Raw genomic sequence first — 26,507 nt, 5'->3', positions numbered from 1 at the left:
GCTCATTTTGATTATTTCGGCGAGCCAAAGGCTCGCCGAAATAATCAAAATAGCGAGTGCGGATAGCGGGATCAAGCTTCTAATAAAAAAGCAGAGGTTAATTACTCTGCTTTTCCTTATTATATATAGTACTTAAAAATTCGGCATATGATTTTTCTAAACCTATTATATCACCACTTTTCAAATTAAGACCTCCAACACCAGACTCATCTGATTTGATTTTTGTCGCTGAGATCTGAAAATACTGGTTTTCTTCTCCCGCTTTCGGCTGCAGTCTAATGGTAGAGCCTAAAAGTTTTTTTGTAGAAATAGTATATATTTTTCCGGGAGTTATATTGATTATAAGGTAGGATCTCGGAGATATTTCGTAATCCTTCCTGTCTATGCTTATTTTTTGATTTTTATCGGATGATGCAAATAAGTAAACATGGCCCGTCTGGTTTAATAGTTTTTCCTTAGGAAGATAATATAAGGACAATTTATAGTTTGCAGGATTGAATATCTGCGGACTTCCATCTATATTTTCAAAAGGTTTTAATGTAAAAGTATTGGCTCCAATTTCTTTGGCCTTTTTATATATTAATGAAAAAACAGCAGCGTCATCTTTTGAAAAACCCTGGACTTCTACTTCGCCCAAATATTGAGCATCTTTCGCTTCTTCATTTATTTTGTAAAAAAACTTGTCTGTGTTATCATTTGTCTTTTCAACTTTTGTCATGTACACATTTTGAGCACTGAAAAGCTGAACAAATAAAACCAAAATAACAATTCCTAGATTCTTCATATATTATATTATTTTGCAAGGATATCAATACACTCTTCCAGGCTGTTTTCCCAATGCTTCGTTTCAACTTTGTAGATATCCTCTATTTTGTCTAAGCACATCGTACTTCTTTTTGGTCTCTTTGCAGGAGTAGGATATTGTTCTGTTGTTAAAGCATTCAGTTTAATTGAAGATTTTGAAAACTCAGCAATCTTTTGAGCAAACTCAAACCATGTCGTTTCCGGATAGTTTGAAAAGTGAAAAACGCCGTATGTTTTTTGAGGAGCATCAATGATGTTCATAATTGCTTCAGCCAGATCATTCGCATTTGTAGGTTGTCCAAACTGATCTCCAACAATGCCTAATTCTTCTTTTTGAGAGAAAAGGTTTAACATGGTTTTCACAAAATTCTTATTGAATTCCGAATATAGCCATGATGTTCTCAAAATAACCGTTTTGGGATTAAACTCTAAAGCGAGCTCTTCACCTTTTAATTTTGATTCACCATACACTCCGATAGGATTTGTGAAATCATCTTCTGAATAGCAAAGATTTGTTTCACCATCAAAAACGTAATCGGTAGAAACGTGAATTAATATTGCCTTATTATCTTGACAAGCCTGGGCCAGATAGCCAACACCATCAGCATTGACTGCAAAAGCTTTCTCTTTTTCTTTTTCTGCCAGATCCACTGCTGTGTATGCCGATGCATTAATACAAAAATCCGGTTTTTCGTTATTAAAAAAATTATTAATCTGATCTTCGTCTGTAATATCTAATGTTTGAGAATCTGTAAACACGAACTCATAGTCCAGTTCAAAATCCGGAGCTATTTTTCTTATACAGTTTCCTAATTGACCGTTTCCTCCAATTACCAGTATTTTTTTCATTATGAATTTTTTGCGTTTTGTGATCTTAAAAATTTAACTCTTGACTGAAAATCTTTCTGCTCTAAATCTACATAGAATTTATGAAATGTTTCTTTGATATCTTCAGGGTGCACGTCTGATCTTCTGGTTTTAATATTAAAGTAAATAACCGTTACCCAAAGAACGGCATGGATTGTTTTTTCATCCAAACTTTTCATGAGAATTTCCACTTTTGCGGTTCTTTCCCCAACTTCGATTGTTTTGCTGCTAATCACAACCTGGGTATTATATCGCACTTCTTTCAGATAAGCAATTTCGTTTTGAATGGCAATCCACGTACATCCGGTTTTTTTTGTATATTCTTCATACGTGAAACCATAAAATGTTTCCACATGATCTTCTCTGGCATTGAACATATAATCCAGATATTTTACATTATTTAAATGTCCTATCGGATCACAATCGCTAAACCTAACTTTAACCGTGGTTGATACTTCTCTTTCCATTTGGCAAAAATAAAAAAACCACCTCTAAAAGAGATGGTTGGTTTTATAAATCTTTGTTAATTTCCAAAATTATTGGATTCCTAATTCTTTTTTCACAGCTGCAGTAGCATCAGGACCGTTTTTGTAAACAAAAGCAGAAGAGTTAGCATCCATGATATAATCGTATCCGCTAGCTTTAGCTACTTTAGAAACCGCGTCGTTTAACTTTTTCTCAATTGGCTCGTAAGCAGTATCTTGCTTAGCTACGAAATCTTTTTGAGCTTTGTCGTTCATTTGCTGAATTTCTTCCTGCATTTTAGCTAATTCACCTTCTCTAGCTTTGTTTTCGTCAGCAGATTTCTTAGGAGCTTCTTCAGTATACTGCTTCAATTTAGCTTGTCCAGCATCCGCTTTCTTTTTGATTTCAGCTTGCTTAGTATCTAAGAATGTCTTAAGATCAGCATCAGCTTTTTTCTTTTCAGGCATTGCATTAAGAACACCTATAACATCTAAAGTTGCAATTTTTTGAGCCTTTGCCATACCTACTGATACAACCATCATTACCGCTGCAAATAATACACTTAATTTTTTCATAATTGGTAAAATAAATAATTTAATTTTTGTTTTGATTGTAAATTTAAGTAAAAGTTAATTGTTGATTTACTTTTTACCTTTACTATTAGTTTTTTTCTCCTGTTCTGAACCTTTTAATAAAATATCTAGTACTTTATCTGTATAATCGAACCTTTTTTGGAGAAAAATAACATTAACGTTATTGCTTTTATCAAGAACTATGCCCAATCCGTTTTTCTCGGCCATGGCTTTGATGGCATTCCAGATCTGATCCTGAAAGGGCTGCACCAAGTTTGTTCTTAGTTTGGCAATCTCTCCCGTGTTTCCGAAGCGTAAACTGGTAGTTGTTTTAATATTCTTATCCAGATCCATCACTTCTTTTTCTCTCAGCTTTAACTGGTCTCCAACTAATAATACCTTTTCACTTTCGAAAGCAGATCTTTTCTTTTCATACTCTGCCTGAAGACTCTGCAATTCTGATTGCCAAGTATCAATCTGTGAGTTTAATCTTGCTTCCGCTTCTTTATATTGAGGCATTTTATCCAAAATATATTCAGTATCAACAACACCTACTTTCTGTGCATTGCCAAAACTAAAAAGCAAGAATAATACAAATGTGAAAATGATTTTTAAGTTCTTCATATGTTATTATAATGATTGGTTCATTAAGAAGTGTGTCTTCCAACCTGAAGGCTCTGTTCCGCTTACCGTTTTATCAAATCCGTATGCGAAGTCAAATCCGATCAAACCAAATGCTCCCATATAAACTCTTACCCCAACACCTACTGATCTTTTCAATTGGAAAGGATTATAATTACCCCATGAGTTCCAAACGTTACCACCTTCAGCAAATGTTAATGCATAAATTTTAGCCGTTTGGTTCAAAGAAATCGGATATCTCAATTCTAATGTAAATCTATTGTAGATTGTACCACCTCCTTTTTGTGTGATATCATCAACAGTTCCTCCGTACGTAGATGCATTTTCATAACCTCTCAACGGAATTAGTTCTCTACCGTCAAATCTACCACCGAATAAACCGGTACCTCCTACATAGAATCTTTCAAAAGGCGGAGCTCCCAGTTCTTTGTTATATCCATCCATGAATCCCATTTCCGCAGAAGATCTTAAGACAAGTTTACCAACAATTTCGTTGTAAACATCAGCCTTGAACTTCACTTTATAGAATTCCATCCACTTATATTTGTCTGTAGGACTCATTGTAGAATAATCTTTATTGCTGAACAATGAATATGGCGGAGTAAATTTCGCAGAAACTTCAATATTAGAACCTGTTGTAGGGAAGATTGGATCTATCCCGGCAGAGTTTCTGCTTAATCCTACGTTAATACTTAAGTTATTTGCACTACCGTAATATTCGGTACTGTCACCAAATTCAAACGGATAGTTGCTAAAGTCATATTTCTGATACTGAAGACCTGTATATAATGAGAAATAATCATCCGGCCACTTCAATAATCTGTTTAATCCTACGGAAGCAGAGAAAATATTTAATTTCTGAGCATTTCCTGTACCATCTGTAGAAGAATATCTTACTCTTGAGTTGTTTAAACTTACAGAAAGAGCAGTTGGTCTTGTTCCGAATAACCAAGGTTCCGTAAATGAAACCCCATAGTTTTGGAAGTACTGCCCTGCCTGAGCCTGAATAGATAATGTTTGTCCATCACCTTGAGGTACAGGTCTGAAGTCTTTAAATTTCAGGAAGTTTCTTAATGAGAAGTTATTGAATGTCAATCCTAAAGTTCCGATGAAGCTGTTACCACCGTAACCAGCCTGTAACTGAACCTGAGAAGATCCTTTTTCAACCAACTTCCAGTTGATATCCACCGTATTATCCTGTTGATTAGGATTAATATCCTGGCCAACCTGCTGTGGATCAAAGAATGACATCCCCGCTAAATCGAAGTATGTTCTTTTAATATCACTTTTTGCAAAAAGGCTTCCCGGTTTTGTTCTTAAAGATCTAAGAATAACATGGTCATGAGTTGTAACGTTTCCTTGCCACGTTACTCTGTTCCAAGTTGCTTTTTCACCTTCGTTGATACGGATTTCAAGGTTGATCTTGTCTCCATCAACAGATTTTTCAACCGGAGTAACATTAGAGAAAAGGTAACCGTTGTTCATGTATACTGACTTGATATCAGAATCATCTTCCTTACCTCCGTCTTCTCCAACTTTTTTGTTGAAACCTACTGCATCGTAGATATCTCCTTTTTTATATCCTAAAAGTCTCTGTAAGTAATCTGTAGCATATACGGTATTACCTGTAAAAGTAACATCTCCGATATAATATTGCTTACCTTCTTTAAGTTTTACGTTGATTTCGTAATTGTTTCTTTTATTTCTCCATACAGAATCCGAAACAATGGCAGCATCTCTATACCCTAACGAGTTATAGTAGCTGATAAGGCTTTGCTTATCTTCCTGATATTTGTCTTCGATAAATTTGGAAGACTTTAAGATACCTCCAATACCGAATCTTTTTTGTTTTGTTTCTTTAAAGGCTTTGTTTCTAAGCTTTTTATCAGAAACAGCTTGGTTTCCTTCAAATTCAATATGATCGATTTTTACTCTTTTGCCTTTATCAACATTAATCGTCCAGTCAACTAAAGCAGGATCACCTGCGTTTACTTTATCCTGAATGGTGATTTTAGCATCAGCAAAACCTTTCTTGATATAATCTTTAGGAATATTTGTTTTAAGACTAGAAACTAAGTTTTGAGTAATTTTGGTACCCGGTTTTAGATTATTGTCTTTCGCAAGTTTTTCGTTTTTAGACTTACCAATTCCTTTCCCTGTAAATTTCACCTCACCTAGCTCTTTCAAGTCTTCTAAGTAAAATCTTAAAACTACAGTCTCGCCTTCAATACTCTGTACGTATACCTCTACTTCCGAGAAAGATTGAGTGTCCCAAAGTTTTTTAACAGCGTTACTAATTTTTTGCCCTGGGATGTCTACACTTTCGCCTTTCGTTAACCCTGTAAATCTCAGGATTTGAGCTGGTGTATACTTTTTAACCCCATCTACAACGATGTCTTTAAGCGTATAAGTTCCTGCTTGGTTTTCTGCATGCACCGGATTATTCACTTTTGTGCTATCCTGTGGAGTTACCTGTCCATAAAAATGTGCAGAAGCAACAAACATAATGATGGGTAATAGTCTAAACTTCATTTTATCGTAGTCTTTCTTTTCTTAAATTTTACTGAGCCTTTATTTGTTCACCGGTCATTCCGTATCTTCTTTCTTTGTTTTGATAATCTACAATACACTGAAAGAAAATATCTTTTGAGAAATCTGGCCATAAAACATCTAAAAACTGTAGTTCTGCGTAGGCGATCTGCCAAAGGAGAAAATTACTAATTCTTATTTCGCCACTGGTTCTAATAAGTAAGTCAACAGGGGGGAAATCTTTAGTATAAAGATAGTTTTCGAATAGTTTTTCATCAATATTTTCAACCTCTACCTTTCCATCCTTCACATCAGAACTTATATTTTTAACGGCATTCAGAATCTCCTGTTGGGAGCCATAGCTTAATGCTAATACCAAATTACCTTTTGTGTTTTCTTTAGTTAGTTCTACCACCCGAAGCAATTGTTCTCTTACAAGAGGTGGCAGCTGATCAATATTTCCGATAACATGCATTCTCAGGCCTTTACTGAAAACCTCTTCAGCTTCCAATAATAAAGTCTCTGCAAGCAGATTCATCAGCGTATCTACTTCTTCTGCAGGACGATTCCAGTTTTCAGAAGAAAAAGTATATAACGTTAAATACGGAATATTAATCTCATTACAGGCATTAATAGCGTTTCTTACCGCATTAATAGCATTTTTGTGACCGAAAGTTCTTTCTTCGTCACGAGATTTAGCCCATCTTCCATTACCATCCATAATGATGGCTACATGTTTTGGTAAATTCTCAGAATTTATTTTATCTTTTATCAACGACATCTTATTAATCACAATAGCATGGTGGTCTTCCGAAAGAGTACGTAAGTCCTAAACTTACTGTATTCATCCAATCTTTAGACTTTAAATCACCAACATTTCTTTCTCCAATAATAGCAGCTTCTCTTTCTTTTGATACTACATAGTATGCATCAGACTGAAGCAGCGATCCTCCTGTAGCAGGGTTTAAAATATCCCCGTTATAAGTAGAAATTACATCTGTACTTAATATCTTACTGTGATCTAACTGATCTGTAAGCGTGTATCTGAATGTAGCTTCTGCAAAAATAGCCCAGCTATAATTAAATTTATACTTCAATCCTACTCCGAAAGGAATATGCATTGTCGTTTTAGTTCCTGTAGTATATTCTGCTCTTGTGGTAAAATCCAGCTCATTAATAGGAGCTTGTGCCACACCGTCTGCATCTCTTCTGAAATCATTAACCAGAGTGGCTTTCGGAGCATCAAACATTAAGGCACCTACCCCACCGAAAATATATGGGCTAAGCATTCCTTTCTGCTCATTATTTACAGGGAAGAAGTTATATTCAAACATTAAACTTGCTTCGTACACATTGTTTTTTCCAACTCCATTTCTATTTCTTCTATAATCTTCCTTCGCAGCTTTGTCACTAAACTGTATTTGGTTGTACCCAAGATCTAATCTTACGGTCTGATGTGGGTTAAAATTAAATCTATATAATAAACCTCCATAAAATGGCACCCCCCAATCTGACGCTTTATTTAAATCCAATGGCTTTTGTAAAATATAATTCGTTCTTCCTATATCACCCACTAGGTTACTCATACCTAGACGAACTCCCAATTCGTTTCTTTGTGCTTTAACACTTACCACAGTTCCCAGGGCGGCAAGGAAGCTAAACAATAATTTTTTATTCATAAAAGAATATGGATTTATGGTTATTTTAAAAATTAATTTTTGCAAATATAAAACATTTTTATATTAATGATATTCTTAATGTTTAGTTAAAAATAAACAAAAAAACATAATTTGTTATAAAGTAAACGACAAAGTCACAAATTTATTCTTTTTTTCATAGAATCAAAATAATTTATATATAATAAACCCCCATTAAATGAGGGTTTATTTATGTTATTTTTTATTTAGCAGTGTTCTTACCTTATTTCTGATTCTGATCAACAGAGGTTCTTTATAGTTTTTATCTTCATCAAAATAACCGTAACCATAGCCGTAACCATAGCCATAGCCGTAACCATAGCCATAACCCTGTTTCGTATTGTAATCATTATAAACCATTCCTAAATGCTCAATTTCATTACTGTGATACTTTTCAGTAATCATTTTCAACATATATTTTTCGGTATATTCATGACGAACTACATAAATATTGGCATCAGAATACTTCATTAATTCATAAGAATCGGCCACAAGTCCTACCGGAGGTGAATCGATAATAATGAAATCATAGATAGATCTAAGCTCCTCAATAAATTCTACATTCTTCTTACTCATTAAAAGCTCAGAAGGGTTTGGCGGAATTGGCCCAGAGGTAGCTACATCAAGGTTAGCTATTCTTGTTTTATTAATAATCTGATCTATTCCTACTTCTCCGGTAAGGTAGTTGGAAATACCATATTTATTATCAATTTTAAAATCCCCGAAAATTTTCGGTTTTCTTAAGTCCATTCCCAAGAGAATTGTCTTTTTATCACTAAGTCCAAGAACGGAAGCCAGGTTAATCGAAACATAAGTCTTTCCTTCACCACCGATAGAAGAAGTAACCAGTATAACCTTACTTTTCCCATCTTCATTCATCAAGAACCTTATATTCGCTCTAATTCCTCTAAAGGCTTCAGAAACAGAAGATTTTGGATGTTCAAGAACCGTCAGCATGTCTCCGTTGGTATTATTACCCACAACACCCAGTAACGGAATTCTTGTAGCATTTAATAATTCTTTTATATTTCGGATTTTATTATCCAGCAACTCTCCAATTAAGATGAAAAGCAACGGCAGAATTAAAAGTCCTCCAAAAATCCCAAACTTCACACCTTTCACATTCGGTCCGATAGGTGCCTGTCCTACATTTTTAGCAGGGTCAATAACGCTTATATCCGATTGATTGGCTGCCATTTTCATCTGCGTATCGTTCTGTCTACCCAACAAACTGTTATAAGTCGCTTCAATCATGTTGTAGGTTCTCTCAGCATCAAGATATCTACGTTCTTTTTCCGGATAAGAATCTAAGTCAGAATTGGCTTCTGATACATCTTTATCAATCTTATTAATTTCTGTGAAATATTTATTATAATATGCTCTTAACGAACCTGAAGAACCAAGTTTTGCTTCATTGATAAGCCTGTTTATCTCTTTCATCGGCTCAGAATTAGGAGTATAAATAGCTGCCAATTCCCGTCTTTTAAGATATAAAGCCTTGAGTTCTGTAACTGTGGCAGTAAACATTCCGTCTTCAAAACCTGCAGCAGTCGTACTGATCATTCGGTCAAAATTCTGACTTTCCAGTGTATTTCTTATTTCATTTAAAGAAGATACTTTACTTTCCAAATCTGCTTTTTTAGCCTCAAGCTCCTTAATTTTTGTTAGAGATTTTTCATCTCTGTCTTTAATGTCATAAAGCTTTTCTGACGTTTTCAAATAATTAAGAACATTAGCACTTGAATCTAATTTTTTCCCAATTGTTGTAAGATTTCCTTTTAAATAAGTCTCTGTATTTTTATCTACCAACATTTTATCGGCAAGCCTTTTTTTCTGAAGCTGGCTCACAGACATATTCAAGAAGTTTACCGTACTGTTAAGATTATACCCTGTTTTAGAAATAATCATAATTGTACTGATCTCTTTATCAAAATCTACATTTACCGTAGAAACAATATCATTAACAGACTGATTTACAGAAAGAAGATTTACAATGATATTATCAAGTTTAAGTTTAGGAGTTACCGGATTTTTAACCAATCTGAATCTCAGATTAGGTGTAGTATACCATTCTCCTATTTTTACAGTTTTATTTCCCGGTCTTTCGTAACTGTTGATATTCTGAAATCCTTCAACTTCATAATTGTATAAATTCGTCGATTGCCCTTCTTCAGGTAAGACGATTTCAAAAGAATTATCTCCCTTCGGCATTAAAGTTATAGGATAATTAAGCTGTTGAAGATGTCTTTTATCAATCTGTAAAAAAACCGGAGAATCATCTTTGTCAAGGTAAGTGGACTTGATCATTCCTTTTGTAGAATAATTGACAAAAAGATCCAACTCTTTAACCAAAAACTCATTATGAGTTCTTGATAAAAGCATTTTCTTCAAATAAATACCATCCTGATTTCCCCCTTGTCCCCAAATGAAATTGATGGACTGATTGGGAGTAAAATAACTTGAGGTATTATTTGACACACTCAATGAAAGGTTTGAAGAATAAATATTCTGTGCGTAATATTTGCTGTACACCCATGAGATGGCATAGCCGATAAAAAGCATAAAAACAAACCAGTACCAATTTTTAAGAACCCTTCTTATAAAATGCTCAATATCAAAAAGAGCAAAAGATCCGTATTTTTCTTTTTGAGAATCAACCTTCTTCTCTACAGTAGTATCTTTTTCTGGAATCATGGCTATAAGTTTTTAATCAATAAATAAATTGATAATGCCGTAGTGATTACAGACACTCCCGATATTAAAGTCTGGACAGGATCCTTTCCGAATCCGTTCAGGCTTTTCGCTCTGGTATTAAGATAAATCTCATCTCCGTTTTGTACATAATAGTAAGGAGAATTCATTATATCTTCACGGGTAAGATCTATTTGAGCCACTTTAATTCCTTCAGGTAATTTTCTGTGAATTACAATAATTTTTCTATCGACAGTTCTGTTCAATCCTCCATTTATAGCCAACGCTTCAGTAATCGTAAGTGTATTTTTGTGGGCCACTTTCTCGCCTGTAACGCCTGTAGTTTCTACATCACCAAGAATATAATATGTAATACCATCAGTATTCAGTCTTACTTCAGACTTTCCTTCCTGGAAATTTTCGTTTACCTTATCCTGAATTTCCTGAGAGACTTCTTCAATCGTTCTTCCTTCAGCTTTAATAAATCCTATTCCGAATACATTAATATCTCCTTTAGAGTCTACTTTTAATCCGTTAAAATAAAAAATTGAGTTTCCGCCCATGCCTCCGCCTCCCGAAGAACCAGTTATTCCGACACGTCCACCAGAACTCGCTACTGTATTCGTTGTAGGAGCCTGTGTACTTCCGGAAGTATTCAGAGAGGAATAAAATTGTGCGGCATCTCCTTTGGGAGTGGTAACAATATTAAGGTTTAATATATCATTTTTAGTAATTCGATATACAGGAATGTTGTAGGGAATCAAACCTTCCTCATTAATCACCAAACTTTCGCTTGGCTGCATATATCTTACATCTTTTGTCGTAATACAAGATGTAACTAAAAAGGGTAATATCAAAAGGTATAAATACTTATAATTCTTCATCATATTTCAAGTTGTTTACAAAAATAAAGATTTAATTATTAGTCTTTTTATTATTCTTCATAAGATAAATAAAATCTGGTATATAAGCTCCTAAAAATCCTAATAATAGAATAACACCTAATAACAGATTAATATTTATATGTCTAAAATAATAAGCGATAGATACGATAAAAAGGTAATAAATGATAATATAGAAACTGGATCTTCTATGGGTAAGATTCAGTTTTAAAAGTTTGTGATGGATATGGTTTTTATCTGCATCAAAAGGAGATTTCTTATTGATAAGTCTCACAATAATTACATTTAAAGTATCCACAATCGGTAATATTAAAATAGCCACAGCAATCACTGGTGCAGATTGCAGATGATATCTTGGTACATTGGGAAGTGCTCTGTCTATAAAGATATCGATAAAACATATCGACGTAAAAGCCAACAGAAATCCTAATAACATGGATCCTGTATCTCCCATAAATATTTTATTGGTCCGGTAATTTGACAGATTATAATATAAAAATGCCATAACCGCACCTATAATAATAACAGATAAAACGACCAACGGATAATTATACTCTCCCAATCTATAATAACTTATCCCAAAAAGTGCACTGCAAATAACAGAATATCCACCGGCCAAACCATCAATTCCGTCAATTAAATTAAACGCATTGATAAGAATAATAAAAGTTACAATACTGAAAATGACACTTACAATATAGGTAAGTTCATATATTCCAAATATGCCGAAAAGACTTCGTATTCTAATATCCGATCCAATTACGATAAGCGATGAAACAATAATCTGCGCGACTAGCTTTTTATAAGCTCTCATCACCACAATATCATCCATGACACCGATATAAAGAAGAATTACCAGAGAGGCAAATAAGAATTTATACAGGTCAAAAAGTTCATAAGCAAAGATTGAGGCGCATATCCCGATGGAATAAAATATTGCAATCCCTCCTAAATTAGGTATTTTTCTGATATGGGAACTTCTCATGCCCGGTTCATCCATAAGATTTTTCCTTCTGGAAATCTTAATGATAGTCGGCACGGAAAAAAATGTGATTAAAAAGGAAAATATAAAACCAAGTCCTATTTTCACGTAAAAAATAGGAATTCCTGATTGGGTTAAGAACAATTCAAAATTTTTCATTTTTTTCTACTCAAGTACATTTTGTTTTCTAAATCACTTTCAAAACAACTCAATAAAACCTTTCACAGTCAAGATTTCTATTGAATCGAAACAATAGTACTTACATTTGTGTTTATATTAACTTTCTTATTAACTTCTTCTGTCCTGCAAAAAAAAGTAGATAAAAAATCTTTTTTTTCAGGGGCAAAGATAAAAGATAATTTTTATCAAAACGACTATAGTTCAATATATCTTTAATTTTTATATTTCTTTCTTTTATAAAAAGCTCTAATTCATTAGACATATCATAAAAAGTCTCTTCTTTTTTAACATATGCTAAATACGCCAAAAAGGAATAAATACCTTCAAAAATCTGAAAATTTTTAAGTTCTTTTCTTTTACTGAGGTATATTGAATCTTCAAAAGCCGTTTCCACATCTTTTACAGCCTTCAAAATATCCAATCCTTTTTCGGTATGTGTTTTTGTAATAGAATCTGTACGTTCCAGGTACTGATAATGGAAATTCTGTGTCTGTGCAATGGCATCACACTCCAGAAGAAGCTGGGGAATCAGCTGAATGTCTTCAAAATGAACGCCCTTCTTAAACCTTCTTTGATTAAATAATCCTTTTTCAAAAATTTTATTGCAGGCAAAATAACTCAGATCTGAAAAAACAGAAAAATGGCTTTCTAAATCAATTTTTTCAGGCATATTGGGGATCTGCGTCAGCTTTTGGGTAACATTTCCGTGCTGATCGACTTTTTGAATATTGCAGATAACCATTTTAGACTGATGCTTTTCGGCCAGATTCAGCATTTCTTCAAACATTGTAGCTGTTACATAGTCATCACTGTCTACAAAGCCTATATAATCTCCTGTTGATCTGTCAATTCCGAAATTCCGGGCATCACTTAAACCACCGTTTTCTTTATTGAAAGCTTTAATTTTTTCAGGATATTTTTGAGCATATTCCTGAATAATATTTTCAGAATTATCTGTACTTCCATCATTTACAACCAGAACCTCTATATTCTGGAGCGTCTGATTAATCAAAGAATCCAGGCATTTTGCCAGATAATTCTCGACATTATAAACGGGAACAATGATGGAAACTTTTGAGGGAACGTTTGTCATACATTAAATTTTCGTCAGTCGTGCATTCAGCCAGCCTTTTTTGGCTTCATCAAAATCTTTCCTCGAACAAGGAATACAATTTTCTATATTTTCGTCATCACCAAAATACCACAAATTACTGAAAGTATCACGCTTAAAAGCATATTGCCTGTCATCCACAAGAACATAGAATATTTCGTAGTGCCTTTCTTTCGGGTGAGATCTCTGGATATTAATTCCTTCTATTAAATACCAGATCATTTGTGCGAGAAGCTGGTGATTCAATTGGTTTTCAGAATAAATATTATAATTAAAAATCCCTACCGATTTTAGATTTTCGCTTAAACCAATTTCTTTCATATAAGCACAGATCTCTCTCCGGTTCAATCCGTTTACCTGCGGATTCATTGAAAAAGGCTCACTGAAACTTTCAATCGCATCACAATTTACCGTTACCAGATCTGCTTTTCTGAAAAAAGGTTCTGTTTTTTCGGTGGAATTCATCATTTCAGCCAAACGGATAATATCAAATTCTACCTCTTTAATCAGTCGGATCGAATCTATTTCGTTTAAATGTTTCTGATATCCTAAATGATGATAATTCTTAATTGAAAAGTTCTTAGCACCAAAAATTTTACTTAAAAAAGTATGTTCATTAATATTTTCACCCTGATTAAGCGAGATAATATTGCTGATTTGGGTATAATTAATATTATTCTGATGGAAGTTTAATCCTGAAAATAACGAAAAAGCAAAGTCGTTCGAGCCACCAATAATCACAGGAATGGCTCTTCTATGATGACAAGCCGATAATACTTCCTGTAAAATATAATGAGAATCCTGAACCGACTTTCCTGAAACCAAGTCCCCCAAATCTACAATCGGGATCTCAAAATCCAGCTGTGAAAGTTTATAAAACTCTTTTCTGATCCCTGTAAAATCCTGTACCTCTGCATCTCCATTTGCTCCCCTGTAATCTGAAATAAACAGAAGAACAATACTATCCTCCTTTATATCTTTGGTGATCCGGTTTCCGATCTGCCAGCTTTCAGTCTTGAAATTTCTTGGTGAAATGATAAAATCTTCAAAATTCATTCTTTATCCTGTCTATTTTGCTTTAATAAATCCAGATTCGTCTTTCCATAGCTTATATTCTACAGACATATTTTCAGGTACGTAAAATACAAAACTATTTTTGGACTGATAGTTTTCTATTACGGGTTCATTATACACCTTTTTATACATTTTTTTGCCTCCGCACTTTTCGTTGCTGTAGGTCAGAATCTGAAAATCTGATGATGCTTCGTAATAAGAATTGCTGCCATAGGTCTTCTTTTGGAATCTATTCTCCATTTTAGCGGTATGACAATCCTCCATTTCTTTGTCTAAAGAAAGATAAAACTCCACCTTATACTTTTTTTCATTTGCATTTTTCGGCAAGTCGATATTTACTCTTTTGAATCCTTTTTTTGCTCCGGGATAATAATTTTCCTGAGAAAAGCATAGATTAAATAAAAAAACCAAAAACAAAGTGTAAACAAACTTCATTAAAAAACATTTTCACAAACATACAAAAAACCTCATCAAGTTGAGATCGTGTCACGATTTTTATGCATAAAAAAACCATCAACAAATTGTTAACGGCTTCATATAATTGTCTATGTTTATCTAAGTTTCAGGATCTCAAAATCTCAAATACAAAAGTCGTTGAAGTTTCAAAGCCACCGCCTTGCGTTGCCCCAAATAAAAACCTAGGTGTTTCTCCGTCTTTATCGAGTAAAATCATGGGACGTTCTAATCTTCCGAACCGTTTTAAATGTGCCGGAGGGTTGGATTCATTGACATAATTTCCCATATTAAGATAAGCGATCTCCGGTTTTGACCAGTGAATACCGTCTTTTGTCATTAAGTGTAGACCATACTCATGGTTAAAAAATCCCATATCACGGGCTACCATATGAAATTTCCCTTTTTGAGCCCATATAAAAGCATCTTCCAGCTGGGCATTATTAGGCAGTGATGAAAAGTCAATTACCGGATTTTCGGAGACTTTTTTGTAAGGGCCCAGTGGAGAATCGGCTTTTGCCAGCCCATATTTTCGGTTTCCTCTTACCGCTCCTCTATGCGTTTCATATTCTTCGGTATTCCAGGATTTATAAAACAGCCAATACTTACCGTCGTTTCCTTTCACAAAAGCAGGATTTGTAGTACAATGATCATCCCAAGAGCCTTTCTCTCCCGGAAGAAGCAAAGGCTCTTCCGGACGGGTCCAGTTTCCATCAAGACTTTTTGAGGTTGCCAATCCTATTCTTTTGGTATTTGTTTTCCCATTGGAAGTCCCCATGAAAAAAAGCAAATATTGATCTTTCACTTTTTTAACCAAAGGATTGTGACAGGTTGTTGCATCCCAAAACCCCTCACCTCTTGGCGCAAGAATAACCTGTTTATGTTCGAATGCATCATATGGGGAATTGGCTTCTGCGCGACAAATTTCAGATCCATTGAGCCAGCCTCCCATTCCTTTCTCTTTTTTCCATCGGGAATAAAAAAGATGAACCTTCCCATCTTCGCCCCAAATCGGAGAACTGCACCAAATATAGTATCCTTCTAAAGCCAATGACCTTCCAATTGGTTTTAAATTAAAATAGGGTTTTTCTTCTCTAGATAAAAATCTTGTAAATGATGACCCAAAAAATACAGCTGCCATTCCCAAGGCCGAAGTTTGCAGAAATTCTTTGCGCGTGAAAGGTTTTTCCATTGCATTTATTTGAAAGCTAATTTAGAAGAAACGGATTGAAGTAGTATCCTGCGGTTTCGGGCTTGTAAATTCACTGATAAATCAATAAAGCATGACTATAAGCGTTATATTTGATTTAATAATTACTAAAAAAATTTGTTCTAAATACATCTGTTACTTCAGAAATAACAATTATCATAAATTTCATAATCGCAAGCGATTATTTTCTTGATGAAATTATAGATGAAAAAAGGAAAAATCATTAATCAAATAGAAATGTATTGTAACAAGGGGTTTCAGGGAGATTTGATAAGATCTTATGATGTTCCTCATTTTAGAAGAGATATTTATCATTTAGATAAATATGGACAAATAGTTAAATCAATTGAATAAAAAACAAAACCCCTTCTGATGATTTCAAAAGGGGTTAATATGTAAGTATAAAACTATTTATTTTTTTGCTGCAGGTTTCTTAGTCGCAGGTTTTTTTGCTGTCGTTGCAACCTTTTTAGTTGTTGCCGCCTTTTTAGCTGCTGGCTTTTTCTTTTCTGCAAAAGCTTTCGGATCCTGATCAGTAATCCATTTTTTAACCTCATCTAAAGAAAGTTCTTTCAACTCATCTGCTTCATATTTTGTATCATCAGCTTTCTTCGGAATCTTGAACATTGCTTTTCCAAACTTAATGAAAGGTCCCCATCTTCCGTTTTCGATGGAAATTTTCTCTTTTTCCCACTGTTGGATATATCGGTTAGCTTCTTTTTCAAGTTTAGCATCAATTAATTCATTGATATCGCTTTGAGAAAGATTTTCAAAATCATATCTCTTCGGAACATTTACGAAAATACTCTGATATTTGATGAAAGGTCCGAATCTTCCCGTTCCTTTGGTTACAGGCTCACCTTTGTAGGTTGCAATCGGAGCATCAGCAATTTTCTTTTCGTTGATAATTTCTTCCGCACGCTTCTGATCGATAGAAAGTGGATCTTCGCCTTTCGGAATGCTGATATACGTTTCACCCCATTTTACATAAGGTCCGAATCTTCCCACACCTACAGAAACCGGGTTTCCATCAACCTCACTCAGATCAAAAGGAAGTTTAAATAACTCTAAAGCTTCTTCAAAAGTAATCGTTGCAATATTCTGACCAGCCATTAATGAAGCAAAAATCGGTTTTTCCTCGTCTTCAGTTTCCCCAATCTGAATCATCGCACCGAATCTTCCGATTCTCGCATGAACATTTTTACCCGTTTTCGGATCAACACCTAAAAGTCTGTCTCCTGTTGCCCTGTCTGCATTTTCTTCTACATCTTCAATTCTCGGGTGGAATTTTGAGTAGAAATCGGTCATCATCTCTTTCCACTTCTGATCACCGTTTGCAATTTCGTCAAAACTTTCTTCAACTCTTGCTGTGAAACCGTAGTCTAAGATTTCTTTAAAATTATCTGTTAAGAAATCGCTTACCACTTCACCGGTATCCGTTGGAAGGAATTTATTTTTATCCCCTCCGAATTTTTCATCAAGGACTTCTTTTTTAATTTTATCTTTTGCTAAAGAAATCTTCACCACTTCTCTTGTTTGTGGCTCTACTTCTCTTTTATCAACGTATTCACGGTTCTGAATCGTCTGAATCGTCGGTGCATAAGTCGAAGGACGACCGATTCCCAATTCTTCAAGCTTTCTTACCAAACCTGCTTCGGTATATCTCGCACTTGGCCTTGTGAATTTTTCCGTTGCTGTTATTTTTTTATACTCTAATGTTTCTCCAACACTTACTTTCGGAAGCAGCTTTTCGTTGTTTTCTTCATCTTCATCTTCCGTTTTTACAATTCCGTAAGCTTTTAAGAAACCATCAAAAATGATCACTTCACCCTGAGCTTCAAAATGCTGAGGAAGTTTTGCATTTCCTATTTCGATTACTGTTTTCTCAATTTTGGCATTGGCCATCTGGGAAGCCAGTGTTCTTCTGTAAATTAATTGGTATAATCTGTTTAGCTGAACATCACCAATGCTTTTCACCGCAAAATCTGTAGGACGTATCGCCTCGTGAGCTTCCTGTGCAGATGCCGATTTTGTAGTATAGTTTCTTGGTGAAGAATATTCTGAACCGTATTCTGAAACAATTTGTTTTTTCGCTCCTTCAATGGCTTCCTGAGAAAGGTTTACCGAGTCGGTTCTCATATAGGTAATATACCCTTCTTCATAAAGTCTTTGTGCAAGACGCATGGTATTGGTTACATTATAGCCCAGCCTTGATGAAGCTTCCTGCTGCAATGTTGAAGTTGTAAAAGGTGCAGAAGCAGAACGTGTTCCCGGTCTTGTTTCAACATTCAGAACTTTAAATTCTGTCGTTCTTGCCTGTTCTAAGAATTTTTCTGCATCTTCTTCTTTATCGAAGTCTTTTTTAAGCTTGGCAGCAATTTCCTGCTCGCTTTTATTAAGGAAAATCCCGTCCAGTTTGAAGCTCGCCTTCGGAGTAAACTCGCGGATTTCTTTCTCTCTTTCAACAATTAATCTTACCGCAACCGACTGTACTCTTCCCGCAGACAATCCCGGTTTTACTTTTTTCCAAAGTACCGGAGACATTTCGAAACCTACGATCCTGTCTAAAACTCTTCTTGCCTGTTGGGCATTAACTAAGTTTTGGTCAATATCTCTTGGATTATCAATAGCTTTAAGAATGGCATTTTTTGTAATCTCATGGAAAACAATTCTTTTTCTGTTTTCCGGCTTCAGTTTCAATTCATCCGCCAAGTGCCACGCAATAGCCTCTCCCTCACGATCTTCATCGGAAGCCAGCCACACCATTTCGGCTTTCTTTACTGCAGCTTTTAATTCTGTTACTAATTTCTTCTTGTCGGCAGAAACTTCATAATCAGGAGTAAAGGTTCCGAGGTCAATTCCCATTCCTTTTTTAGGCAAATCTCGGATATGACCAAAGCTGGATTTCACTTCAAAATCCTTCCCTAAATATTTCTGAATAGTTTTTGCTTTAGCCGGAGACTCAACGATTACTAAATTTTTCGACATTCTAAAAATTTTTTGCAAAAGTAAAGCTTTTTTATTATATAGGTTTTGTGAATCACATTTTATTTAATAATTCAAGGGGAGCAACAAAGACTCTGTAGAGAATTCCTTCGAAGGTAAAACCCTTCCCTGACATCTCTACCCTGTATATCAGCGATAAAATAATGATCAATAATGTGATATAGAATTTTTTATTAATTACGATAGGCTCGAATGAATAAGCGGAGTCTGATTTCTTTAATAACAGGGCAAAAAGAACAATGATGAGCATCATATGGATATACATCCAGCGCCCCCAATCAATTGCAAGATAGAACAATGGAAAGGAAAACAAAAATGCTCCCATTAATAAAATAGATAAAACCTTTCGGTTATTTAGGTATTTTAAATAATATCCTAAATGGAAAACACTAATTGCCAAACTTATAAAATAAAGTATGTATTCGCCACTATGTTCTTTTATATATTGCCGTTCATTAATATTCCAGAAAAAAATACCATAGGTAGGATGAACTCCTCTTTCCGCAAGAATCTGAAGAGACAAGCCTTCATTTACATTTTTACCGAACAGAATAATAATCGCTGCCGGTATTCCCGCTGAAAGAAAGTATTTAATATATCTTTTAAACTCAAATCTGCCATTTTTAACATAGAGTGCGATTGCAAAATAAGGAACATAAAATAAGGTCACCTCATGCAACAAAGTACTGATGATTAAAAAAAGACAAAATAAATACTCTTTAAATCGGGTCAGCTTATCATTATCCAGAAGCCAGGCAAAGTATGTAAATAAAAGAAATACGATGAATTCTTTTTTACCTACATAGGTCACGGTATTCAAAAGACCTATAAAACCTATCGATGACAGTAAAAGTGATAGGTACAGAAGATCTGTGACTTTATACCGGATCAGTTTTGTATACAGCCAAAAGAAAGTTAAAATAATTAAAAACTGAAAAAAATAGACAATATAATTAAGCCTTAATCCTGTAAAATCCTGCAGCATAAAAAAGAAACTTCCGGACAGCCCGCGTCTTTTGAACCCCCCATCCTGATAATTAATCAGCCAGTCTGCAAGAATATAACCATCATCTTTAAGGTTATAAATCAGTGTAAATGCTAAAGTATAAATAGCCGTTACGGCAATAAGAATATAAATGAAAATCTTAATATTAAAGTGCTGTAAAATTTTCTCTAACCTCATAATGTGTTTTTATGTTGAATTCCAAAAACAAAGAGAAACAAAATAAACTCCTGTAAGTATTCATTATTTTTTAGAACATCCAAAAATATGAATTTTACCTATATTGAAGTAGTATTTTATTTCTCTTTTTCTGTTATTTAACTTTGTATTTTTTACTTATTGCTTGATAATTTTCACAATTTCCTTAGATTCATTAATTCTCACAAGATAGGCTCCGGAAACCAGTGACGAAACATTCGTTTTACCGCTTTCGAATTTCCCGGATTTTATCAGCTGCCCGGACATATTATAGATCTGATAATAATATCCGTCTTTATAATCGGGAGCCTTAATATGCAATTCTTCTTTTACCGGGTTTGGAAATAATATAATCCTTTCCTCTTTTACGATTTCCTGCACCTCAACAGTGCTCAGGGCTTTTGCTGCTTTTATCGCAGGCAAAGATGTTATCGGCAGTTTCGGAATCACTCCTTCTTCATTGCCGTTAGCATCATATTTAATCTTTACGCAACGACAGCTTAGTCCAAAATATGGGTCATTATTATCATGAAAAGCAATCATACGATTGGCTGTAGCTGCTGCATCAAAGATCACATTGATAGGTCTGCCCATATAGTTTGAATTTAAAGCTGCAGTCCACACTCCGGGATACTGAAAATTAATCATATTATAAGTTCCCTGCGCCGTCTGATTTGCGACCACACTTCTGAAGCCCCTTGATCCTGAGTTCGGATAATTCCCAACAGGATATTCTGAAGTATTGTAGATATAACCAATAGTATAGCTATAAGATGCACTTCTTCTCACTCTAAGACCATAATAGTCTGTAAGTACACTATAAGAGGTTGCTACGTTCTTATCTTTTTTATACCAGGGCGTCAATCCGAAATCCTTGTTGGTCGCAATAGCAACTCCACTAAGGTCCGGAATCCTCCATCCTTCCGGACACGGATCAAAAGGAGACTTTTTACCACCTCTTCCCCATCTGTCCGGAGCTAAGTTGGGTTCATTAGCGACCCAATCAGTACCGTTCGTATACGCAGCAGTACCGCTGTTAAAAGAAGCAAATGTACTAGGAATCATATATACCAAAGGATTTCTTACCGAATAGGATAAAACCTTAGCCACTTTTTCAGAAGGTTTGTCTGTAGTCTGCACATTAACAACACCTGCATAGGTGTTGTAAGGCACCATATAACTTCCCGACATATTATTATAAGTTGCATTAGGAAGTGTTGTATAAGTAAGCGTTCCGCTGGCTGTTGTGCTTCCAAGATAAACGGAATAAGAAGCCCTGTCATCCGCATATTGAAAAGTTGGTAAAGGATCTTTCCTTCCCCATTGATAATGTAATCCTGTTGAGGCTTTTATTCTTGCTAACTCTGCAGCAGTAGGAGTAAGTGGATTTACGACTACAGGAAAGGCATCTGTAGCGCCAAGATTCCTGTCCATGAATTCGGTTTGGAATACATTATCTCCTTTCGTCAGATAGTTTATATAATTCGTAGCGCTGGTGACGGGTAACTCTGTAGTATATGAATAAGAAGACACCGGTGTATCGGTCACCCAAATATGCCAGCTCCAATACACAGGACTGGCTATATTTCCGTTGTGTAAAGTGATCACAGCATTTCCGCTTTGATTCGGATTAAGGGTCACTACAATTTTTGAATTGGAAATAGCTGATAGTGAAGCCGGAGAAGCATTCGGAATGGCAACTTTGTTAATAAGAGAAGTATTCGTCGTCCAGAGAACATTCGATTTTAAATCATTAAAATTAGCAGGATTAAGAATATCTTTATTATTCAGAAGCTGACTCTGAACCGAAAAAGCCTTACTTACCGGAATTTCAATGCTCGTAGCAATAGCGCTTTTCAGCACCTGATAGGTATTAGGATTATTAATACCTTCGCGATATTCTGTTTCAGAAGCCAAAAATTCTGTGGGAAAATTATAATTATCGGCTACATACAGCGGATCTTTTATACATCTACATCCATTCGCATCAGAAGTATTCATTGCATACAGCGGGCGGTACCAATATCTTCCTTTCACCATTGACAGAGATGCGTCAGGAACATCCGGCTGATCCCTATCCGGAATCATATACAACCCTCTTGCTGAAGTTGCCGGTGTTGCATCGAACTGTCTAGCCATTGTCGCCGTCCACAATCCTGTGTGATGCTGATCCGAATATTGTCCTGAATGCAACCCTAAAATCAGCTGTCCGGTTCCAGGAAAAACACCCATATTAAAACCACCGACATTAGATAAATCAAATCCGACATTGGAATATACTTTAAATCCTGCCATAAAAATTGGCAACCCTGCATCTGTAGGTTTTATAATATGATAGTTATTAGATTCAAATACATTCTTGCCCATATTCGTTCTTACTCCAAAAGGAGAATAATCTAGCCTGATATCATCAATATAGGTTTGCGATGCAAGATTTGCCACAAGCATTGAAGGCATTCTCCATCCGTTCGGGCAGGGATCGTAAGAAGATTTATCACGGTAAGGTTTTCCATTCGCATCATCATTATATCCTGCTGTAATTTTCCCCTGAGAATTATCCGACCATAAATTAAGCTCTGTCAGGAGATTATCTGTGAGATTAAAATATTTCCCAAACCAGTTGACGGGCAAATTGGTATTGTTATTATAATAGGCCGGACCTGAATTATCATCTTTATTAACATAAATAAGACTTAAGGGATTCTTCACAGAAAGTCTGATGTTATCCGGAACCTGAGCACCTGACAAGAGTACAAATTTTCTCAGATTATCAATACTGGTCGCATTGGTGAAGTTTTTGGCCCCTCTATGTCTTATTCTTCCGATAGAGCCGGAAACTTCATAAAAATCATTCCCTCTTGAAACCAGAGGCGGAATAGGATCTTTTCTACCCCATTGATAAAGCAGACCGCCGTTTCGATTCCATTCATTAGCGGTAATAGAACTGGTGACAGCTCCAAGATTTCTGTCCATCCATCCCCAATCCGAATCAGGAATAACTTCTACTGTTCCGTCACTTTTTTCTCTCTTAAGATTAGCAAAACTCTTATAGGTACTTCCATTTGTCGGATCATCTGTCACCCATACATGCCAGCTCCAGAAGATTTCCCCTCCCACTCTGAATGCGATAACGGCATTTCCTTTTTTAGATTTGTTAATCGGAACTTTTATTTTTGCATTTGCCCCCGAATCTAAAATCTCAAGGTCATACAGTGCTCCTGTTTTAATTAATCCGTGGATATCTTCCCATAAAACATCAGCTGTTATTTTACCATTGGGAATAGGAGCTCCACCCATGAGTTTATCCTGCTCCCACATGATGTAGGCTTTCCTTACGGGAATATAGAGACCTTCACTACTTTGACCTGGATCAAAAATATAGCTGTTGGGTGCTTTTGACCAGTCTTTAGGAATGTCTTTATTAAGAACAGATTTGGTCTTATTATTTTTTTCATTGACAATCAACTGAGGATTTTTAACCACAGTATCCTGAATTTTTAAAAACCGCTCAGAATAGGTGTAATTTGAAAAGATTTCATTCGTTTTTATCTTATTCTTAGAATAAATACCAATCGACACTAGGCAAAAAAATATTGCCGTCAAATTTTTAACTGACTTTTTCATTTCCTTGAATTTGCGTTATCAAAACAGTACAACATTTAAGCCCTCGTTAAAAAATATCAATTTATTTTATAGATAACAATAAAATACATAAGATACATTGTAAATTAAATAAAATTATTAAATTATATATACAAAAATTACATTTTCCAACTTGCGCGTTGCGAAAATACAGCATTTTTAAAGAAATTTTTTATGTTTACAGTCAACTTGAATTAATATTAATAATCATAATCGCCATAGATAATTTAAATAATACATTAAACAAAAGAAAAGACAACGTTTAAAAACATTGTCTTTCTCTATAATATTTGAAATATTTTTTGAAAAGGAAATCCTATTAAGGTAAAATATGGTTTTTATACAGATCAAAAGTAAACCTTCCTCCGATGATATTTTTGAAACTTGAAAATACCACAAAATTGAAGATCGTTAAAACGATAATAAAAGAATAAATCATTTTTTTTGCGTTGGCCGATACTACATACATAGCATTCGGAATGATAACATATGCAAAACCGATAAATGCTCCCGCCAGTCTTGAAGAGAAAATGGGATTATTTCGGAAAATAAAATAAAAACAGACTCCAATTACCACATAAGCTCTGTGGTATTCGTAATAAGGAAACTTTTCCTTCATCTTGTTATCAAATGCAAAAAGGAAGAATGTGAGAATCGCCATCATCACCTCCGGAATACCAATAGCACCATTAATCCTTTCCACAGATTCTTCTACATATCCGTTGAAACCAACCGAAAGTGTATTATCTGCGGCAATACTGTTCATAAAGGTACCAAAATACCTATACACCTCAAACGGAGCCAAAAACACAGAGCCAAGAATCATAACAAGCATTACAGCTTTGTTTAAAGGAATTCTTACCAGCCAGTACATCGGCAAAAACACATAACAGACATTGTGAATTCCTCCGGCTAAATAAATACACAAAAGATAAGCCCAGAGCTTCCTGTCTTTAATATACCTTATCCCGAAGTACGCAATGAAAGACCCTAAATTCTGTCTGATCTGACCACTTTCTCCAATAAAGAAACCGGGAATAAACAGAAAAAGCATGAACGTAAAAGGATAAAAAGTATTATCATCTGTATACTCTACCTTAAAATAGATTGCAAGAATAGCAATCACAAAGGTCAGCATATAATAAGGCGCATTGAATATGTTCAGCAGTATTTTATTAATTAAAACATACAGCCATTCGACCTCCATAGGCTGAGGACCGTTAATAGTAAGTGCCTTCAGAAAAATCGATACATAATCTTTAGTATCAGAATAAATATAAATACCCCTGTAGCTACCATAATCGGGACCTACGTTATCTCTAAGTCCGGCAATAATGATTAGATATCCTCCTAAAATCCAAAGCCATTTTTTGTTAACTCTTCCATGAAAAACTTCCTGGTAGCTAAAAATAAGCATGTATATAATCGCAATTATATAATATGGGTGTAATAAACTCATGGATTTGGTATGATATTTTTAAACTGATATGAAGCCACTATAAATCCGGTAAGAATCAACGGCATAAATAATCTTGTTTCCCAAAAAAGCCCCACTAATGCTATCATTAACAGATACGGCAATGAGAAAAATAAATATTTCCTTAAGATCTGCTTTCCTTCCGAATTACAAAATCCGTAAGCCAAATACAAACTGAGCAAGCCGAAAAGCAAACCCATCAGGTTGTATGGACTTGTAAAGTTCTTAATAAGATAAACACCTTCAAAAAATGATGTATCCTGGCGGATTGCCATCCTCAGACCTACATAAGGCAAAATAAAAGCAATAAATAATAAAATAATTTCTTTTATATAAGTAAAGTTTCTCTTTTTCAACTGATCAAAATCAATGAAAACAGCAGCAAAGAATGAAATATTAAGGCAGGCTGTTTCTCTTACAAATGTTGAAACAAATATAATGACGCTCAAACAAATAAGATCCATAATTCGTTTCTCATCCCAGTACTTTAATGTAAAAAAGACTCCGGCCACATAGAAAAACATAGCAATAGAATCACAGTTGGTAGGAACATATTGCATGATCACGATAAAAAATATCACAATCAGATGAACCAACCTTTTAACATGATTGTTCATCAGCAGCTCAACCGGTTTCAATTTCAGAATGGAATGTAAAATAACAGAAGTCAATATAAAAAAGAAAACATTGATCAGAAAAGTACTGTGATAAAATAAAGAACCCTGCTTTAAAAGAAAGCTTTTGGCAAAAGGCAGATAATTATTGATTACATAAGTAACAAACTCGGTCACATGCACACTTAAGTAATTCGGAATTACTCTATACGCATACACCGACGAGAACATAAAATCGGGTGCTTTTTCCCAGGATTTTATACCTACCACATAGGAGGTCTCAAATCCGTAATAGGACATAAAGAACAGCAGAAAAGGGAGAATTATTACAAATAAAAATCCGTTAAATTTTTCATCAAATATTTTAAACATATTAAATCTAAGTTCC

20 protein-coding genes are annotated in these 26,507 nt (G+C 34.8%); all 20 read right to left on the bottom strand.

Annotated elements, in window-relative coordinates:
* Positions 1–97: 97 nt before the first annotated feature.
* Positions 98–784, bottom strand: a complete 687-nt coding sequence (locus M2373_RS18850) for a hypothetical protein (RefSeq protein ID WP_259112800.1) — start codon at positions 782–784, stop codon at positions 98–100.
* Positions 785–792: 8 nt separating this feature from the next.
* The gene (gene rfbD, locus M2373_RS18845; protein WP_259112799.1) at positions 793–1,653 is read right to left on the bottom strand and encodes a dTDP-4-dehydrorhamnose reductase; all 861 of its coding nucleotides are present in this window, start codon (positions 1,651–1,653) and stop codon (positions 793–795) included.
* Positions 1,653–2,138, bottom strand: a complete 486-nt coding sequence (locus tag M2373_RS18840) for a thioesterase family protein (RefSeq protein ID WP_259112798.1) — start codon at positions 2,136–2,138, stop codon at positions 1,653–1,655. Before M2373_RS18840 ends, rfbD begins: the two co-directional genes overlap by 1 nt.
* Positions 2,139–2,207: 69 nt before the next feature.
* A complete protein-coding gene (locus M2373_RS18835) occupies positions 2,208–2,711 on the bottom strand; it encodes an OmpH family outer membrane protein (RefSeq protein ID WP_259112797.1) in 504 nt (167 codons plus the stop codon).
* A gap of 66 nt (positions 2,712–2,777) precedes the next feature.
* The gene (locus M2373_RS18830; protein WP_259112796.1) at positions 2,778–3,332 is read right to left on the bottom strand and encodes an OmpH family outer membrane protein; all 555 of its coding nucleotides are present in this window, start codon (positions 3,330–3,332) and stop codon (positions 2,778–2,780) included.
* Between the two features lie 6 nt (positions 3,333–3,338).
* On the bottom strand, positions 3,339–5,882 hold the full coding sequence (gene bamA / locus M2373_RS18825; RefSeq protein WP_259112794.1) for an outer membrane protein assembly factor BamA: 2,544 nt from the start codon (positions 5,880–5,882) through the stop codon (positions 3,339–3,341).
* 28 nt (positions 5,883–5,910) lie between these two features.
* Positions 5,911–6,660, bottom strand: coding sequence for an isoprenyl transferase (locus M2373_RS18820; RefSeq protein ID WP_259112793.1), 750 nt, complete (start codon positions 6,658–6,660; stop codon positions 5,911–5,913).
* A gap of 4 nt (positions 6,661–6,664) precedes the next feature.
* The gene (locus M2373_RS18815; RefSeq protein WP_259112792.1) at positions 6,665–7,558 is read right to left on the bottom strand and encodes a porin family protein; all 894 of its coding nucleotides are present in this window, start codon (positions 7,556–7,558) and stop codon (positions 6,665–6,667) included.
* A gap of 213 nt (positions 7,559–7,771) precedes the next feature.
* Positions 7,772–10,270: an exopolysaccharide transport family protein gene (locus M2373_RS18810; RefSeq protein WP_259112791.1), complete on the bottom strand. Its 2,499-nt coding sequence runs from the start codon at positions 10,268–10,270 to the stop codon at positions 7,772–7,774.
* A gap of 2 nt (positions 10,271–10,272) precedes the next feature.
* Positions 10,273–11,154, bottom strand: a complete 882-nt coding sequence (locus M2373_RS18805; RefSeq protein WP_259112790.1) for a polysaccharide biosynthesis/export family protein — start codon at positions 11,152–11,154, stop codon at positions 10,273–10,275.
* A gap of 28 nt (positions 11,155–11,182) precedes the next feature.
* Entirely contained in the window at positions 11,183–12,310 is a 1,128-nt protein-coding gene (locus M2373_RS18800; RefSeq protein WP_259112789.1) for a glycosyltransferase family 4 protein, read from the bottom strand.
* Between the two features lie 112 nt (positions 12,311–12,422).
* Complete coding sequence (locus M2373_RS18795; RefSeq protein WP_259112788.1) at positions 12,423–13,424, bottom strand: glycosyltransferase; 1,002 nt, start codon at positions 13,422–13,424, stop codon at positions 12,423–12,425.
* A 3-nt stretch (positions 13,425–13,427) separates the two neighbouring features.
* A complete protein-coding gene (locus M2373_RS18790; protein ID WP_259112787.1) occupies positions 13,428–14,498 on the bottom strand; it encodes a formimidoylglutamase in 1,071 nt (356 codons plus the stop codon).
* A gap of 12 nt (positions 14,499–14,510) precedes the next feature.
* Positions 14,511–14,951 carry an ecotin family protein gene (locus M2373_RS18785; protein ID WP_259112786.1) on the bottom strand — a complete coding sequence of 147 codons (441 nt, stop codon included), beginning with the start codon at positions 14,949–14,951 and terminating at the stop codon, positions 14,511–14,513.
* 127 nt (positions 14,952–15,078) lie between these two features.
* On the bottom strand, positions 15,079–16,161 hold the full coding sequence (locus M2373_RS18780) for a glycoside hydrolase family protein (RefSeq protein WP_259112785.1): 1,083 nt from the start codon (positions 16,159–16,161) through the stop codon (positions 15,079–15,081).
* A gap of 429 nt (positions 16,162–16,590) precedes the next feature.
* Positions 16,591–19,167, bottom strand: a complete 2,577-nt coding sequence (gene topA / locus M2373_RS18775) for a type I DNA topoisomerase (RefSeq protein ID WP_259112784.1) — start codon at positions 19,165–19,167, stop codon at positions 16,591–16,593.
* Between the two features lie 52 nt (positions 19,168–19,219).
* On the bottom strand, positions 19,220–20,368 hold the full coding sequence (locus M2373_RS18770) for a hypothetical protein (RefSeq protein ID WP_259112783.1): 1,149 nt from the start codon (positions 20,366–20,368) through the stop codon (positions 19,220–19,222).
* A 156-nt stretch (positions 20,369–20,524) separates the two neighbouring features.
* Positions 20,525–24,010 (bottom strand): T9SS type A sorting domain-containing protein, encoded by a 3,486-nt coding sequence (locus M2373_RS18765; RefSeq protein ID WP_259112782.1) that lies wholly within the window; start codon positions 24,008–24,010, stop codon positions 20,525–20,527.
* A gap of 337 nt (positions 24,011–24,347) precedes the next feature.
* Complete coding sequence (locus tag M2373_RS18760; protein WP_259112781.1) at positions 24,348–25,487, bottom strand: EpsG family protein; 1,140 nt, start codon at positions 25,485–25,487, stop codon at positions 24,348–24,350.
* On the bottom strand, positions 25,484–26,491 hold the full coding sequence (locus tag M2373_RS18755) for a hypothetical protein (RefSeq protein WP_259112780.1): 1,008 nt from the start codon (positions 26,489–26,491) through the stop codon (positions 25,484–25,486). Before M2373_RS18755 ends, M2373_RS18760 begins: the two co-directional genes overlap by 4 nt.
* Between the last annotated feature and the right edge of the window lie 16 nt (positions 26,492–26,507).

Origin of the sequence: Chryseobacterium sp. JUb7 (assembly GCF_024806495.1) — a bacterium.
Taxonomy (GTDB): domain Bacteria; phylum Bacteroidota; class Bacteroidia; order Flavobacteriales; family Weeksellaceae; genus Chryseobacterium.
The sequence above is the reverse complement of the archived record's forward strand: the minus strand, read 5'-3'. Positions and strand labels throughout refer to the sequence as shown.

Bases quoted from the DNA above. Each gene is read 5' to 3' on its own strand.
- M2373_RS18805 (WP_259112790.1), bottom strand. From the start codon at position 11,154: ATGATGAAGAATTATAAGTATTTATACCTTTTGATATTACCCTTTTTA.
- M2373_RS18760 (WP_259112781.1), bottom strand. From the start codon at position 25,487: ATGAGTTTATTACACCCATATTATATAATTGCGATTATATACATGCTT.
- M2373_RS18850 (WP_259112800.1), bottom strand. From the start codon at position 784: ATGAAGAATCTAGGAATTGTTATTTTGGTTTTATTTGTTCAGCTTTTC.
- M2373_RS18835 (WP_259112797.1), bottom strand. From the start codon at position 2,711: ATGAAAAAATTAAGTGTATTATTTGCAGCGGTAATGATGGTTGTATCA.
- M2373_RS18840 (WP_259112798.1), bottom strand. From the start codon at position 2,138: ATGGAAAGAGAAGTATCAACCACGGTTAAAGTTAGGTTTAGCGATTGT.
- M2373_RS18755 (WP_259112780.1), bottom strand. From the start codon at position 26,491: ATGTTTAAAATATTTGATGAAAAATTTAACGGATTTTTATTTGTAATA.
- M2373_RS18815 (WP_259112792.1), bottom strand. From the start codon at position 7,558: ATGAATAAAAAATTATTGTTTAGCTTCCTTGCCGCCCTGGGAACTGTG.
- M2373_RS18800 (WP_259112789.1), bottom strand. From the start codon at position 12,310: ATGAAAAATTTTGAATTGTTCTTAACCCAATCAGGAATTCCTATTTTT.
- M2373_RS18785 (WP_259112786.1), bottom strand. From the start codon at position 14,951: ATGAAGTTTGTTTACACTTTGTTTTTGGTTTTTTTATTTAATCTATGC.
- M2373_RS18830 (WP_259112796.1), bottom strand. From the start codon at position 3,332: ATGAAGAACTTAAAAATCATTTTCACATTTGTATTATTCTTGCTTTTT.
- M2373_RS18810 (WP_259112791.1), bottom strand. From the start codon at position 10,270: ATGATTCCAGAAAAAGATACTACTGTAGAGAAGAAGGTTGATTCTCAA.
- M2373_RS18790 (WP_259112787.1), bottom strand. From the start codon at position 14,498: ATGAATTTTGAAGATTTTATCATTTCACCAAGAAATTTCAAGACTGAA.
- M2373_RS18780 (WP_259112785.1), bottom strand. From the start codon at position 16,161: ATGGAAAAACCTTTCACGCGCAAAGAATTTCTGCAAACTTCGGCCTTG.
- rfbD (WP_259112799.1), bottom strand. From the start codon at position 1,653: ATGAAAAAAATACTGGTAATTGGAGGAAACGGTCAATTAGGAAACTGT.
- M2373_RS18820 (WP_259112793.1), bottom strand. From the start codon at position 6,660: ATGTCGTTGATAAAAGATAAAATAAATTCTGAGAATTTACCAAAACAT.
- M2373_RS18795 (WP_259112788.1), bottom strand. From the start codon at position 13,424: ATGACAAACGTTCCCTCAAAAGTTTCCATCATTGTTCCCGTTTATAAT.
- bamA (WP_259112794.1), bottom strand. From the start codon at position 5,882: ATGAAGTTTAGACTATTACCCATCATTATGTTTGTTGCTTCTGCACAT.
- topA (WP_259112784.1), bottom strand. From the start codon at position 19,167: ATGTCGAAAAATTTAGTAATCGTTGAGTCTCCGGCTAAAGCAAAAACT.
- M2373_RS18770 (WP_259112783.1), bottom strand. From the start codon at position 20,368: ATGAGGTTAGAGAAAATTTTACAGCACTTTAATATTAAGATTTTCATT.
- M2373_RS18765 (WP_259112782.1), bottom strand. From the start codon at position 24,010: ATGAAAAAGTCAGTTAAAAATTTGACGGCAATATTTTTTTGCCTAGTG.